Annotated in this window: 13 protein-coding genes; 9 read left to right on the plus strand and 4 right to left on the minus strand. The window is 37.5% G+C overall.

Features of this window, described 5'->3' with window-relative positions; translation table 11 throughout:
- Positions 1-301: 301 nt before the first annotated feature.
- Positions 302-1,111: an IclR family transcriptional regulator domain-containing protein gene (locus tag OSH00_RS14490; protein WP_266131011.1), complete on the minus strand. Its 810-nt coding sequence runs from the start codon at positions 1,109-1,111 to the stop codon at positions 302-304.
- Positions 1,112-1,251: 140 nt separating this feature from the next.
- Here OSH00_RS14490 and pobA point away from each other — a divergent pair, with 140 nt between their 5' ends.
- The 3 genes from pobA to OSH00_RS14505 all read left to right on the plus strand — a co-directional run bounded on the left by pobA (position 1,252) and on the right by OSH00_RS14505 (position 4,275).
- The gene (gene pobA, locus OSH00_RS14495) at positions 1,252-2,484 is read left to right on the plus strand and encodes a 4-hydroxybenzoate 3-monooxygenase (RefSeq protein ID WP_266131012.1); all 1,233 of its coding nucleotides are present in this window, start codon (positions 1,252-1,254) and stop codon (positions 2,482-2,484) included.
- A 412-nt stretch (positions 2,485-2,896) separates the two neighbouring features.
- Positions 2,897-3,331, plus strand: a complete 435-nt coding sequence (locus tag OSH00_RS14500; RefSeq protein ID WP_266131013.1) for a hypothetical protein — start codon at positions 2,897-2,899, stop codon at positions 3,329-3,331.
- Between the two features lie 263 nt (positions 3,332-3,594).
- Entirely contained in the window at positions 3,595-4,275 is a 681-nt protein-coding gene (locus tag OSH00_RS14505; RefSeq protein ID WP_266131014.1) for a GntR family transcriptional regulator, read from the plus strand.
- Positions 4,276-4,338: 63 nt separating this feature from the next.
- On the opposite strand, the gene OSH00_RS14510 is transcribed toward OSH00_RS14505, so the two are convergent.
- Together OSH00_RS14510 and OSH00_RS14515 are read right to left on the minus strand one after the other, a co-directional pair.
- Entirely contained in the window at positions 4,339-5,286 is a 948-nt protein-coding gene (locus tag OSH00_RS14510) for a PDR/VanB family oxidoreductase (protein WP_266131015.1), read from the minus strand.
- Positions 5,287-5,298: 12 nt separating this feature from the next.
- Complete coding sequence (locus OSH00_RS14515; RefSeq protein ID WP_266131016.1) at positions 5,299-6,375, minus strand: aromatic ring-hydroxylating dioxygenase subunit alpha; 1,077 nt, start codon at positions 6,373-6,375, stop codon at positions 5,299-5,301.
- Between the two features lie 644 nt (positions 6,376-7,019).
- Between OSH00_RS14515 and OSH00_RS14520 the strand changes: the two genes are divergently transcribed.
- Both OSH00_RS14520 and OSH00_RS14525 read left to right on the plus strand, forming a co-directional pair.
- On the plus strand, positions 7,020-8,366 hold the full coding sequence (locus tag OSH00_RS14520) for an MFS transporter (protein WP_266131017.1): 1,347 nt from the start codon (positions 7,020-7,022) through the stop codon (positions 8,364-8,366).
- Between the two features lie 32 nt (positions 8,367-8,398).
- On the plus strand, positions 8,399-9,682 hold the full coding sequence (locus OSH00_RS14525; protein ID WP_266131018.1) for an OprD family outer membrane porin: 1,284 nt from the start codon (positions 8,399-8,401) through the stop codon (positions 9,680-9,682).
- 56 nt (positions 9,683-9,738) lie between these two features.
- Here the strand turns inward: OSH00_RS14525 and OSH00_RS14530 are convergent, their stop codons facing one another.
- Positions 9,739-10,080: a winged helix-turn-helix transcriptional regulator gene (locus OSH00_RS14530; RefSeq protein ID WP_266131019.1), complete on the minus strand. Its 342-nt coding sequence runs from the start codon at positions 10,078-10,080 to the stop codon at positions 9,739-9,741.
- A gap of 134 nt (positions 10,081-10,214) precedes the next feature.
- On the opposite strand from OSH00_RS14530, the gene OSH00_RS14535 reads away from it, so the two are divergent.
- From OSH00_RS14535 to OSH00_RS14550, 4 genes are all read left to right on the plus strand, one after another.
- Positions 10,215-10,892, plus strand: coding sequence for a DsbA family protein (locus OSH00_RS14535; protein WP_266131020.1), 678 nt, complete (start codon positions 10,215-10,217; stop codon positions 10,890-10,892).
- 4 nt (positions 10,893-10,896) lie between these two features.
- On the plus strand, positions 10,897-11,757 hold the full coding sequence (locus tag OSH00_RS14540; RefSeq protein WP_266131021.1) for a Vmh family MBL fold metallo-hydrolase: 861 nt from the start codon (positions 10,897-10,899) through the stop codon (positions 11,755-11,757).
- Positions 11,758-12,152: 395 nt separating this feature from the next.
- Complete coding sequence (gene hchA / locus OSH00_RS14545) at positions 12,153-13,022, plus strand: glyoxalase III HchA (protein WP_266131022.1); 870 nt, start codon at positions 12,153-12,155, stop codon at positions 13,020-13,022.
- 106 nt (positions 13,023-13,128) lie between these two features.
- The gene (locus OSH00_RS14550; protein WP_266131023.1) at positions 13,129-13,881 is read left to right on the plus strand and encodes a PA1136 family autoinducer-binding transcriptional regulator; all 753 of its coding nucleotides are present in this window, start codon (positions 13,129-13,131) and stop codon (positions 13,879-13,881) included.
- Positions 13,882-14,030 lie beyond the last annotated feature (149 nt).

The following is a 14,030-nucleotide window of genomic DNA, read 5'->3' on the forward strand; positions in this document are numbered from 1 at the left end:
AAAATAAATTTTTATAAAGATGTTAATGATAATTATTATCGTTTAAAATAATAAGATAAATCAACAAATATTTCATTATTTTTCTTAAATAATTATGTTGTTAAATAAAAATAACTTATTGAAGCTTCTTATTTTTATATAAAATAATGGTTAAGTATTTGTTATTATTAGTATCTTATTCAATTAAATGGATGGCCAATCAATTGGGGAGTATGTAAACAAGCCAAAGCGTGGAGGCAACCCAAACAAGATCAATTAGAGCGCCGTTCCGACGGTACTAAAGCAAAAATATAAGAATGTTTTAAATCATACTTCTTAATTCATGAGCTGTATTTCTCAGTAAGGGTAAAATTTGCTGAAAGAGTTGTTCATCCGTAATTCGATGCGTTTGTGCGATACAGTTTAGCGCAGCGACAGTATTGCCTTGCGCATTTAAAACTGGAACAGCGATCGCAATAACCCCGAATTCATGTTCTTCTTTCGATAAACAGTAATCTTGTTTTTGTACTTCATTCAATACTTGATAAAACTGTGCTTGATCTTGGATGGTATAAGCAGTCATTCGTTTTAAACCATATTTGTTTAGCCACTGTTTTTGCTCTTCCGGGTGCAAAGCTGCCAATAAAACTTTACCTGTTGATGTCGCATGAGCAGGTAGGCGATTGCCCAAGTGCATGCCATATGGACTTACCCGCAGATGATCGTGTTGAGGTAAATAACTTCGTGCGATTGGCACAACCTCATGTTCATCTAAAACCACCAATGAAAAAGTCAAACTCGTTTGTGCACTCAACAAATTTAAAATTGGTTGTACGACTTTAGGTAGATGGGCAGAGCTGAGATATGAGCTCGATAAGCGTAAGACTTTGTGCGTTAACCAGAAATAGTGATCGTCACTTTCTAAGTATCCTAAATATTTTAAAGTCCGTAAATATCTTCGAGCTGCTGTACGGCTTAATCCAGTCCGTTCAGCAATTTGTGTTGAATTGAGTTTTTGGCGATCGATACCAAAGGCTTCAAGCAGGCTCAGTCCTTTGGCGAGTCCAGCAATATAATCATCTTGCTTGATGGTTTCACCTGAAATTTCATTTTTGATTAAATCGTATCGCATCGTTCATCCATTCTCGATTATGTTTATTTTGACCGATATACGGTCATTACTGCCAATATACGGTGGCTATCCCAATTTCACCATATAAAAAGTACATCAAAAAAATTAATTTAAATATCTGGATATGGAGAAAAAATATTATGGAAAATTTAACCACTCAAGTTGCGATTATTGGTTCAGGACCAGCAGGCTTATTGCTTGGGCAACTGTTGTTTAAGGCGGGCATCTCGCATGTAGTCATTGAACAACGTAGTGCTGAATATGTCGCTGCACGTATTCGAGCAGGCATACTTGAACAAGTATCAGTAGATTTATTGGCTCAAGCGGGTGTGGATGAAAACTTAAAGAAGTTTGGACTGCCACATGATGGTATTGAAATTTTAACCAATGGCTTAAAGTATCGTGTCAATTTAGCTGAATTAACTCAGGGCAAACAAGTGACAGTTTATGGACAAACGGAAGTCACAAAAGATTTAATGCATGCGCGTGAAGCGGCAGGCTTATGCACTTATTATGAAGCTGAGCATGTACAAATTCATGATTTTGAAGAAAGTCCGACTGTTACTTTTCAGCAAAATGGTCAATCGTACCGTCTTCAATGTGATTTTATTGCAGGCTGTGACGGTTATCACGGTGTCTGTCGTGCAAGTGTGCCTCAAGATAAAATCAAAACTTTTGAAAAGCTTTATCCATTCGGTTGGTTAGGTGTGCTTGCAGATGTTCCTCCCGTTTCAAATGAGTTGATTTATGTACAGTCAGAACGGGGTTTTGCCTTATGCAGCATGCGCTCCCAAACACGCAGTCGGTACTATCTGCAAGTACCGTCCAGCGATCGTGTCGATGAATGGACAGATGAAAGATTTTGGAATGAATTAAAAAATCGTTTGGATGACGAAAGTCGGGAAAATTTAGTGACAGGGGTTTCTCTTGAGAAAAGTATTGCACCTCTACGTAGTTTTGTGACAGAGCCAATGCGATTTGGAAAATTATTTTTAGCGGGCGATGCTGCACATATTGTGCCACCCACCGGAGCAAAAGGTTTAAATTTAGCAGCTTCTGATATTGCTTATTTATCCCATGCTTTGATTGATTTTTATCTCAATGATTCAGAGAAAGGCATTCAAGAGTACTCGGAAAAATGCTTGAAGCGAGTATGGAAAGCGGAACGCTTTTCGTGGTGGATGACTCATTTACTGCATCGTTTTGAAACAGAAAGTGAGTTTGATCATAAAATTAAACAGGCTGAGCTCAGTTATATTTTAGAATCAAATGCTGGATTAACCACATTGGCAGAAAACTATGTCGGTTTACCTTATGAAATTAAAACATTGAATGAGATACAAGGAAGTCGTTTAGATATGATCGAATATTAATATAAAAAACAGAAAGTTACCTATATTGATCAAGACCTTAAATTTAAATCAAATACAGGTAACTTTTTTGTTGCTAAAAAATGAAAGACAAAATAAAAGCATGCTCTTTATGTTTATGAATAAGCTGAATTTAAATGATAGGGCGTTATTCACATTTTGTTTAAAAAAAATTTGATAAAATATAAAAGATAGAGTGAAGAAAAAGAGATGAGGAGTAGAAAAAAGTAGTGTGATTACTCATAAATAATGTGGTAAAAATAATGGAATTTTAAGAATAAAAACAAAGGGATGAGATTTTTTAAATTATTTTATAAACAAATACTGAGCGATGAGAAAATACCAAGAATTGGGGATTTTTTTACCAGTTGGAAAATAATAATTTATTTATTCCATAACTCAAAGAGTAATTAAAATGACCGATTTAAATATTTTAAGTATTGACCAAAATGAAGAGTACATTGTGGTTTCCCTTAAAAATAATCAGGGTAAAAACTATGAGATTGGTTATCCAAAATCAGCAGGATATAGCTTAGAGCTTGTAACTGATACATTGAATAAAAAGCAAATGGATAAAGTTGCAGGAGTCCGTTGTGAGCTGAAATGGGAAGTCAATATAAAACCAGGTTATACATCTGATTGTGCAAAAGCATTAGGTATTGCCGAAGGCAATGTAATCGGCGGTATCAGTAAGCTATATCAATGCCGCATACAATTTCGTAATACAAAAGGCTGGGGATTTACATTTTATGATTTAAGTGGTGATGACTATACTTGTTCAACTGTTTTAAATGGGTGGCATTATATTGATTATAACTCTAGCGAGCCTACAATCATCGCTGTTGACTAATCAAATTATTTATCTAATTGATTGATATGCTTTAGCACTGATAAAAAAGCACATGTGCTTTTTTATCAAAGAATTGCAGCAATTAAGATCGTCTAAAATAGTTAAGGTTCGTTTTAATATTAACTAAGTTTAATCTCTATATGACCACTTCTTAAACCAAAGCCTTAGATTTAGACCGAATAGATTCAAATCAAAAATTTGTTTTCCTTTTATGGGTGAACTTGTTAGCATCAAAGGGTATTTTTGAAAGCGTGCAGCAGTGAATGTCTTCAGGTCAACAAGTCTTAATTAAACTTAGAAAAATGATTATTGATGGGGAGCTAGAGGGTGGCGCCAGAGTGGCAGAGATCCCAACGGCTGAGTTGCTTGGGGTATCTAGACAGCCTGTGCGTATGGCATTTCGGTTGTTGGAGCAAGAAGGTTTACTGATTAAAAATCCGACTCGGGGTTACACGGTTCGAGAAATTTCAGAAAAGCTGATCAATGATGCACTTGAAGTACGCGGTATCCTTGAAGGACTGGCTGCTAAAACCATGGCAGAACAAGGTTTGACTGAAGAACAGAAAAAAACACTACAAAATTGCATTATTGAAACTGAAAAACTTTTTGATGGAAAAACTGAGTTTGGTGATCATGAACTGGAACGTTACCACCACTTTAATGTGATTTTTCACGATACCATTATTCAAGGCGCGCAAAATATTGCGTTGATCCAAGCCTTAGCCAAAAATAATCAGTTGCCTATGGCCTCGGCCCAAGCCATTACCTATGACCAGACTCAAGCACTTTCAGAATATCGTCGCTTACATTATGCCCATCTACAGCACTGTTCAATTTACGATGCTTTAGTGCATAGGCAGGCTGGGCGTGCTGAAACATTAATGCGTGAACATAGTAGTGTTGTGGTTTTAGGCGAGACCTTAAGAAACGTGTTGTCTCAATAAAACTGAAATGAAATATCAACAGACTCTAAGCAGCTTTTTTAATCGAATCCAAGTACTGTTTTTTCATTCAAATTCAATCACCAAACTTGTAGATTTTGCCCGAGAACAGCAAGGCGTGAACTGATTATTTAACGCATGCTCTTCGTCAGTCATAAATACATCACGATGATCTGGAATTCCTGCAACCACACGCGTAATACAGGTTCCACAGATACCTTGTTCGCAAGAAATAGGGACATCAAAACCATTTTCAATTAATGCTTGGGTTGCTGTTTGATGAGGCTGTACTTCGATACGACGTTCACTGCCTTTGATTTCAATGGTAAAAGCCGTATTGTCGGATGTCTCTGACTTTTGTACCACAAAGTGCTCTTGATGTAGCTGTTCCGCCTGCCAGCCCATGTGTTGAGCTGACTGCATTACAAATGCCATAAAACCTGCTGGCCCACAAACATATAAATGCCTATCTGATGCGTTCTGCTCCAAGACAGCAGACATATCACATTGAGTTTCTGGTTGATCTTGAATATGAAAATAAATCTGACCTGCAAAGTGTTCGGTTAAGTTTCCATAGAAGGCAATCATTTCATGACAACGTACAAAATAATGCAGCTCAAAGGGGATCCGCTGGGATTTAAGTCGATATGCCATTGAAAGAATCGGGGTAATACCAATGCCACCTGCAAATAAGATTGCCTTTTGGGTATGAGGATGAATTTTAAATAAGTTACGTGGTGCGCCAATACGTAATAGATCACCTTCACGGTACTCGGTATGCATGCAACGAGAACCACCTCTAGAATGCTCATCATGTAAAACACCAATCACGTAACGATGTTTTTCACGACAACAGTTTGAAAGTGAGTATTGGCGCGTTAAGCCGTTTTTGAGATGCACATCAATATGTGCACCTGCCTCAAAGTCTGGAAGGGCAGAACCATTGCTTGAAATCAATTCAAATGCTCGAATTGATGGGGTGAGCTGGTGAATTTTATTAATAATAACGTCCATGTTTGTTCTCCTTTAAATCACCCGAATATTTGGAAACTTATGTTTTGTTGTTTCAGGCGTGAGCGTACTTTCTTGTGCCAGTAATCGGTCAATTACTTTACGTGACTGTACGCCACCAGCATCGATATTCAGCATCAGTAACTGGCGATGGGGATTTCGCAAAATATTTTGTTGCTGCTGTTCCAACATTTCTAAATCTTCGGTAAAAATCTTGCCTTGACCTTCGCGGATGAGATCGGTGAGGGTCGGGTTATCTTGTTGAAAATTACGAGCCATTCCCCAAAAATACCAATGTGAGGTTTCTGTTTCGGGACTAATAAAATCAACCACAATCGATGATACCTTTTTCTCTTTTGGGGCATGATATCCGCCATGTCCAGCATGAGCCACACCCACTTCAATATGTACATTACTAGGAGCAACGAAGTGACAGCGTTGCCAGCGATCTACTGCAACATCATCTGCTAAGTGATTACAACGAAGTGCCATTTGCCAAAATGGGGGAGCAATGACATTTTCGATATAACGTTCAGTAATGACATGATCACCATCAACCTTGGTGACAGGAAGTGCCTCATCAATTTCTTTTTGACCAATACTGCTCGAATGAACATAGGTTTCATGGGTCAGATCCATAAGGTTGTCAACCATTAAACGATAATCACAATTGATATGGAATAAACCACCGCCATAGCTCCACTCAGGATGATCTGCCCATTCGAGTATTGGGAGTTTGGACTCATCAGCCAAAGCTCGATCACCTGGCCAAACCCAAATAAAACCAAACTTTTCTACAGCAGCATAGCGCTTATTGCATGGGAAACCGTTTACGCGTTGAGCTGGCATAGAAATGGTTTTTCCCTCGCATCCCATGACTAAACCATGATAACCACAAACTAAATTGCCATCTTCAACATAACCTAACGATAATGGGGCACCACGATGTGGACAAAAATCTTCAACAGCAGCGACTTTATTTTCTTTACCTCGATAGAAAACAATTTTTTCACCACAGATGGTGCGACCAAGCGGCTTGTCTTGGATATCTTCAGGATAGCAAGCAACATACCATGCATTTTTTATAAACATTTGTGATGACTCCTTATCACTTATTGGATCCAATTTATATCAACCTAAGTAAACGGTCAATAAATAAAATGATCATTTTTGCTCATTAAATACTCTGAGTTAGGCTTATTTGTTTTATATTTATCGGTATTTTGCTGTTTTTATCTAAAAAAATATCACGACAATATTTATGTGGTTGATTGTACTTTTGTTTATGTTTTGGATCCAATTTGTGGTTTTGTTGAATCTACATCGCATTGCGAAAACTGGAATATTTCAAAATAAGGTGCAAGACTTTTAATATCCTCAACAAGGTTATTTTGGGGAAGTGATAAAATAAAATAAATGGATCCATTTTCATGTAATTTTTAAAACTATATGTATTATCTCTAATACTGTTTTCTATTTATATTCAAATAAATCAATCATTTTTTTCTTTTTTATAAGTTTGTGCAATTATTTTTTAATAACACTATTGATTTTTTGGATCCAATTGGTCAGGATGAAATAGAGCAGGACGCTCCAAAAAAAATTCTTGTTCAAAAACGAGTTTTAAAAATTAAATTATTCCTCTAGGTAATTATGGATACGGATATGCATAACCACCCAACGACGCAACCCAGTAATGTCGTGTGTATATCCTACCCAGATTGGGAGATACACAAATGGAAAGAGATGTGCTTCAAGAGATCAGTCAAAATAAAATGAACCGCTATCAATGGTTCGTGATTTTGATTTGTATTTTCCTCAATATTATTGATGGTTTTGATGTCATGGTTATGGCATTTACCGCACCCTCTGTTTCAGTGGATTGGTCGCTTTCTGGTGCTCAAATTGGTTTGCTATTAAGTGCTGGTTTATTTGGCATGGCTGCTGGTTCGATTTTTCTGGCACCTCTTGCCGATAAAATAGGTCGCCGGTTACTGATCTTAATTTGTTTAGTGATCGCTGGAATCAGCATGCTGGCATGTGCTTTTGTCAATAGTCATAGCATGTTGGCAGCCCTTCGTTTTGTCACAGGGATTGGGGTTGGCGGTATTCTTGCCAGTAGCAATGTTTTGGCCAGTGAATATGCCAATACGCGTTGGAGAAGTTTCGCGGTAAGTTTGATGTCTACAGGATATGGGATCGGTGCCACAATTGGTGGAATATTATCGCTGACACTGATTGAACATTTAGGCTGGCGTTCGATTTTCCTTGCAGGTGGGGCCACAACCATTGCAATGCTGTTGGTGAGTATATGGTTATTGCCCGAGTCCTTGGATTATTTGTTGGCAAAAAGACCACAACAAGCGCTCGCGCGGATGAACTCAGTGTTACAGCGTATGGGCTTAAATTATTTGGATGCCCTACCTGATTATGCAAAAAGTGATAAAAAAGGTGGCGGAGATTTTGCCAAATTATTTGGTGGGCCTCGGGCCTTTCAAACATTATGCCTATGGGGCGCTTTCTTTCTTGTGATGTTTGGCTTTTATTTTGTGATGAGTTGGACTCCGAAAATTTTAATTTCAATGGGAATGTCACCTGAACAAGGGGTTACCACAGGTATTTTAATTAGTATTGGGGGGATCTTTGGTGCAGCAATTATTGGTTTGCTGGCATCCCGTATCAAAATCTTCTATGCCTTGAGCCTCTTTCTAGGACTAACCGCTGCCTGTGTGTTTTTATTCGTGGCTGTCTCGGTTCAAGTGAGTGTGGCATTGATTGTTGGTTTATTACTTGGAACGTTGATTAATGGTTGTATTGCAGGTTTATATTCTATTTCGCCTACAATTTACGATGCTGATATACGTAGCCGTGGTGTGGGCTATGCTATTGGTTTTGGACGTATTGGTGCCATTTTATCCCCCACAATTGCAGGCATTTTTTTAGATAAAGGTTTAGCACCAGCCACACTTTATGCATATTACGGGGTGGTCTTTATTTTGGCAATTGCGCTTATTTTGATGTTGAGTCATGCATTTTATCGACATAAAAATGAACCAGCCTATACGCTTAAAACAACATCTTAATCGTCTAAAAATTAAATAGTTGAGATAAAAAAATGAAAAAAACATCCTTGTGGGTGTGGGTATACTTTTGCCCATTATTTAGTGCTCTGGCGCATGCCGATTTTGTGAAAGACAGCAGTGCAGAGCTAACGCTTAGAAATTTTTACTTTGACCGAGATTATAAACAAGATCCATATCCTTATACTGCTGCGCGAGATTGGGCACAAGGGATCATCTTTAATGGTCAATCAGGCTATACCGATGGAACAGTTGGCTTTGGTGTTGATGTATTGGCAATGGCTGGATTTAATTTAATCGGAGATCGAGCCGATGACTATGCACGGAGTAGTTTATTACCTGTAAATACAGATAATTCACGAGATAATTACTATGGGAAAATAGGACTGACTGCCAAAGCAAAATTCAAAAAAAATGAGCTTTTTGTGGGAGATTTGGTTCCACGATTGCCCACGATTTTTTCTTCACCTGCGCGTTTGTTTCCTCAAACTTATCGAGGTGCTCGGTTTGTTTCCAATGAAATTCCAAAGTTGCAATTGGAAAGTTTTTATGTAGATCAAGTTCGTCAGCGTGATTCGATCCATTATCGTGATGTTGGTACGGACAATATCAATCGCCGTTTTGATCAATCAGCAACAACGGATTATTTCTATAGTTTTGGTGGTGCTTATCAACTCAATGAAGCGTATCGAATACGGGCTTATCAGGCTGAACTGCATGATATCTACCAACAGCAATTCTTGGGTTTTAATGGTAAACAGCCTTTAAATGAACAGTTAACTTTTTTAAGCGATGTACGATTTTTCAATAGCCAGGAGGTTGGTAAAGAGAAAATTGGAAATGTAGATAACCAGCATTTAAGTGGAATGTTTGGTCTAAATTATCAAAATCATACACTCTCATTGGGTTATATGCAGTCTTTTGGTTCAACAGGGTTACCATTTTTATCGGGAACTGAAAGTCCTGTGGTGCTTGATTTTATGAGCTCGGATTATTCCAATAAAGACGAGAAAGTCTATTCACTACGTTATGAATATGATTTTAAAAATGTAAAATTAGCTGATATTTCTCTCAATGGACTGCGTTTTATGACCCGCTACGCCAAAGGGCAAGACATTGATTTACTTAATTATGGCGATAAACGATTTAAAGAAGAATCGATGGAGCTGGATTTAGCTTATAAAATTCCAGAAGGGAAGTTGAAAGGCTTGGGGATGCGAGCACGTTTTTCTCATTACCGAAATGATATGCCGACCGATATGGTCTTTCACTCAGCCAATGAAACACGTTTAAATATAGATTATAGCTTTAAGTTCTAAGCGTTGTGTATCGCAAAACGGTTCTTTGCTTCAAAGAAAGGTTTTGCGATTAATTTTTAATCGCTATTCTGCTCAATCCAATGCACCAAGTCGTAAATTTTTTCAGCGACTTCAACGCCTTTATTTTCCGATAAGGAGTATTCAACATGAGGAGGAATCACAGGGTATTCTTTGCGTACAACAAAACCGTCATTTTCCAAATCACGTAAAGTTTGTGTCAACATTTTTTCGCTGATGCCATCAATTCTGCGTCTTAACTCACTGAAACGATGGGTTCCTCGTCTTAAGCAAAACATCACAAGTACGCCCCAACGATTGGTCAAATGCATCAACTGCGTCCGAGATGGACAGTTTTTTGATAAAACATTTGCGGCTAAACAGGAGGTGTCGATATTCATAAATTTCCCACTTTAGAGTCACTTACTTTTTTGTAAGTACTTACAAAAAGTAATTGTCTTCTTTACTATAACAAATCTCCACCGAAATGTGTTTTGCATATTTCGAGAATATATCTATTTCTAAGAGGAAGTTTATGGCGTCTCCGATTCTACACTGGATCATTGATCCGCTTTGTGGCTGGAGTTATGGTGCATTGCCTTTGATAAATGCAATCGAAGAAAAATTTCCGCATCTACAGCGTTTACATTTGGGTGGTTTATATGATGAAGATCATCAACCGCAGATGACGGCTGCAATGCGCACACAAATCATTCATTATGATGAACAAATCCATCAACTCACGGGCGTAAGTTTTGGTAATGATTATAAAAATGGTTTATTAAAAGACAGCACGCTGAAAATGAATTCGATTCCTGCAACCCGTGCATTGTTAAGCATTGAGCAGACACGGGGGCATGACTCGATGTTGGCATTATTAAATTTAATACAACAAGCTTACTATCAAAAAGGCTTAAATGTCACACAATATGATGTACTTGCTCAGCTTGGTACTGAATTGGGCATCAGCCTTGATCAGTGGTCAAAATACTTGGATGCTGTAGATCAAAATCAGCTGTATCAACATATTGACCATAGCCGTCAATTATTATCACGTGTACGAGGACAAGGTTTTCCTACCGTAATATTTGAAAATCAACATGCTGAGATTGGGCAGGTTCCTATTCATGGTTTTTATGGTAAACCACAGGACTTTGTACGTTTTGTAGAGCAACAATTACTTAAAACTTCATTTAATTCTAAAGAGAGATAAATCGATGAAATTATTTTTAAAATCAATTCTAGTCAGTTCAGTTGCTTTGAGTGCTTCAGCTTTTGCAACTGAATTGACCTATAAAGTATATAACCCTCAGACTCAGGGTATTTTCCCAGTGACATCGACGTTAATTTCGGGAGAAAAGGATGCGGTATTGGTCGATGCACAATTCAGCAGCCACGATGCCAAGAATTTGGTCAAATTGATTCAAGACAGCGGTAAAAATCTTCAATATATTGTGATTACTGCCGGTGATCCAGATTATTACTTCGGTTTAGAGCCATTGGTTCAAGCCTTTCCGAATGCCAAAGTGATTGCTACACCAGAAGTCGTTAAACATATTGAAGCCACCAAAGTCGGCAAATTTGCATATTGGGGACCAATTTTAAAAGATGGAGCTCCTACGCAAGTAATTGTTCCGAATGCCACCGAGGCGAAATCAATTGAGCTAGAAGGTGAAAAAATTGAAATTAAATCACCTGGCAAATATGCCTCTTATCTTTGGGTGCCAAGTAATCGTACCGTTCTTGGTGGAGTAGGTGTATCTTCTGGAATCCATTTGTGGACTGCTGATGCTCAAAGTGAAAAAGAGCGAGATGCATGGAAAAAAACGCTGAAACAAATGAAGCGTTTAAGCCCAAGTGCTGTTATCCCAGGTCATTTTATTGGTGAAATTCCAAAAGGAGTACACGCCGTCGATTTTACTTATCAATATCTTGTAGATGTTGATAAAGTTTTAAAGGACCATAAAGATTCAGCCTCTGTGATTGCAGCATTAAAAGAAAAATATCCAAGTCTAGCCGAAGAAAGTTCTTTAGAGCTGAGTTCTAAAGTGCTTACGAGCGAAATGGAATGGAAGTAATTCAATCCTTGTTTTGGTCATATAAAAATGATCGGTGATTGATAAAGTACCAGCCAGAAACTTAATTTGTCATTGAGATTAAGTTTCTGGTTTTATAATCGAATGATCATGATAAATACATCAAAGAATAAAAAATGAAGGTCTGATGTATTCCATTAAAAATCAAAAAATAAACGTGAATAACAGCATGGTTTTAATGACTCAATCATATTTTCTATATTTCATCAGATCAATCAAATCGCTATTTTCTCTGAATGATGCACGATTTAAATGTGTTTCATGTTTATGTTCTAGATTTGTATGTCTAGGGGTTTTCCCTTATTTAAAACATGTTTTACTCATGAATATACTGGAGTTGTTAAGCCAAATCACAACAAGATTTTTTGGAGCGAAAAATGACTGAATTAAGTAAATTACCCACCCCTGACCTTGCCGAAGACAATGCTTTTTTCCCATCCCCATATTCTTTGAGTCAATATACATCAGCAAAAACTGATTATGATGGTACAACCTACGCCACACCTTATACGGGTCATAAAAAAATACTGATGATTGCAACAGATGAGCGTTATATCCTGATGCAAAATGGAAAGTTTTTTTCAACAGGTAATCATCCTGTAGAAATGCTACTGCCAGTGTTTCATTTGGATGCTGCAGGTTTTGAAGTTGATGTGGCTACACTATCTGGTAATCCTGCAAAACTTGAAATGTGGGCGATGCCCAATCAAGATAAAGCTGTTTTAGATACCTATCATAAATATGCAAAAAAACTCAAAGAACCCTTGCAACTTGACAATATTCTTACAGAAGCCACAAGTGAAAATTCTCCTTATGCCGGTGTATTTATTCCGGGAGGGCATGGCGTTTTAGCAAAAATTCCAGAAAGTAAAGCGGTGAAACAGCTTCTGGAATGGGCGGTAAAAAATGACAAATATGTGATTACGTTGTGCCATGGACCGGCATCCTTACTTGCCGCAGCCGTAGATGAACAGCCTGAAAATTATATTTTTAAAGATTATGAGATTTGTGTGTTTCCAGATTCTTTAGATCAAGGTGCTAATATCGATATTGGCTACATGCCAGGTGCATTGCCTTGGCTGGTCGGTGAAAACCTAGAAAAATTGGGTGTGAAAATTATCAATAAAGGCATTACTGGTCAGGTACATAAAGACCGTAAGCTTTTGACCGGAGATAGTCCTTTAGCATCACATAATTTGGGTAAGTTAGCAGCTGAAACTTTATTGGCTGATTCTGAGTTGGTTTAAACATTGAATAAAGTAGTTTCTCTACAGAAACTACTTTTTTTTACATTATCTTGATTTTAAAACTAAGGTATAAACTTAATGCTGATTGTTAACCTAGAGATTAAAATTGACGAATAAAGTAATACGATTTGAACCTCATCAGTTGGCTAACTTACTGTTTCAGACAGTATATCAATTGAAACAGGCACATGAATTGCAGCAGGTCTTTCAGATTTTAGTCAGTTTTGCTGATGCATTAAATTTTGATCGCATCATTGTATGTAGTCTTTTTCCACATCATCAAAGCGAATGGGTGGATGAGATTTTCTTTGTTTCAGGCCCTTGGTCGAATGCAGAGAATATTGAGGAACGTGAAACTTATTTGCGCCGTTGCCCCATTACCCGCCATATTTTTGAATATGACGAAGCTTTCTTCTGGACCAAGACTTTGAATAAAAAAACAGGAAAAGAAAGTTATCGAATCATTCAGAATGCTTTGCATCAAGATGAGCTTAGCGGTATACAGGTCCCTATTTTTGGTCGAACAGGTTTAGAAGGTGCTTTGTCATTTGCTGGAAATCTTTCAGATACCCGTGAAGATTTTAAATTAACCGTGCAAATGGTATGTCAGCTTGCATTTCGAAAAATTTTATCTTATCAGCCGAACACTTTGATTCATCAGCATAGACTGACGCAACGAGAAAAAGAAGTTTTACAATGGGCTGCAATTGGACATAAGCAGGTTGAAATTGCTGAAATTTTAAAGATTTCAGAACGAACAGTGGAAAATCATTTGAGAAATGTTCGCAAACGTTTAGGGGTTAAATCTACAGCACAAGCAATTGCTTCAGCAATGATGAGCAAAGAAATTGAAATATAACGAACTGTTTAAATATTGTTAAACCACCTAATTATTTATACGAATGATTTACATCAAATCATTGACCATCTATGGCGCTTTAGGCTTTTCTCTATAAATAAATTTTAATCAGGTCACGGTTAAATCTTTTAAAGCGTAGTGATGATTTT

It is taken from the genome of Acinetobacter nematophilus, assembly GCF_026344175.1.
Taxonomy (GTDB): domain Bacteria; phylum Pseudomonadota; class Gammaproteobacteria; order Pseudomonadales; family Moraxellaceae; genus Acinetobacter; species Acinetobacter nematophilus.

What these genes read in the sequence shown, in the direction of transcription:
- OSH00_RS14490 (WP_266131011.1), bottom strand. Translation starts at nt 1,111, where the DNA reads ATGCGATACGATTTAATCAAAAATGAAATTTCAGGTGAAACCATCAAG.
- pobA (WP_266131012.1), top strand. Translation starts at nt 1,252, where the DNA reads ATGGAAAATTTAACCACTCAAGTTGCGATTATTGGTTCAGGACCAGCA.
- OSH00_RS14500 (WP_266131013.1), top strand. Translation starts at nt 2,897, where the DNA reads ATGACCGATTTAAATATTTTAAGTATTGACCAAAATGAAGAGTACATT.
- OSH00_RS14505 (WP_266131014.1), top strand. Translation starts at nt 3,595, where the DNA reads ATGTCTTCAGGTCAACAAGTCTTAATTAAACTTAGAAAAATGATTATT.
- OSH00_RS14510 (WP_266131015.1), bottom strand. Translation starts at nt 5,286, where the DNA reads ATGGACGTTATTATTAATAAAATTCACCAGCTCACCCCATCAATTCGA.
- OSH00_RS14515 (WP_266131016.1), bottom strand. Translation starts at nt 6,375, where the DNA reads ATGTTTATAAAAAATGCATGGTATGTTGCTTGCTATCCTGAAGATATC.
- OSH00_RS14520 (WP_266131017.1), top strand. Translation starts at nt 7,020, where the DNA reads ATGGAAAGAGATGTGCTTCAAGAGATCAGTCAAAATAAAATGAACCGC.
- OSH00_RS14525 (WP_266131018.1), top strand. Translation starts at nt 8,399, where the DNA reads ATGAAAAAAACATCCTTGTGGGTGTGGGTATACTTTTGCCCATTATTT.
- OSH00_RS14530 (WP_266131019.1), bottom strand. Translation starts at nt 10,080, where the DNA reads ATGAATATCGACACCTCCTGTTTAGCCGCAAATGTTTTATCAAAAAAC.
- OSH00_RS14535 (WP_266131020.1), top strand. Translation starts at nt 10,215, where the DNA reads ATGGCGTCTCCGATTCTACACTGGATCATTGATCCGCTTTGTGGCTGG.
- OSH00_RS14540 (WP_266131021.1), top strand. Translation starts at nt 10,897, where the DNA reads ATGAAATTATTTTTAAAATCAATTCTAGTCAGTTCAGTTGCTTTGAGT.
- hchA (WP_266131022.1), top strand. Translation starts at nt 12,153, where the DNA reads ATGACTGAATTAAGTAAATTACCCACCCCTGACCTTGCCGAAGACAAT.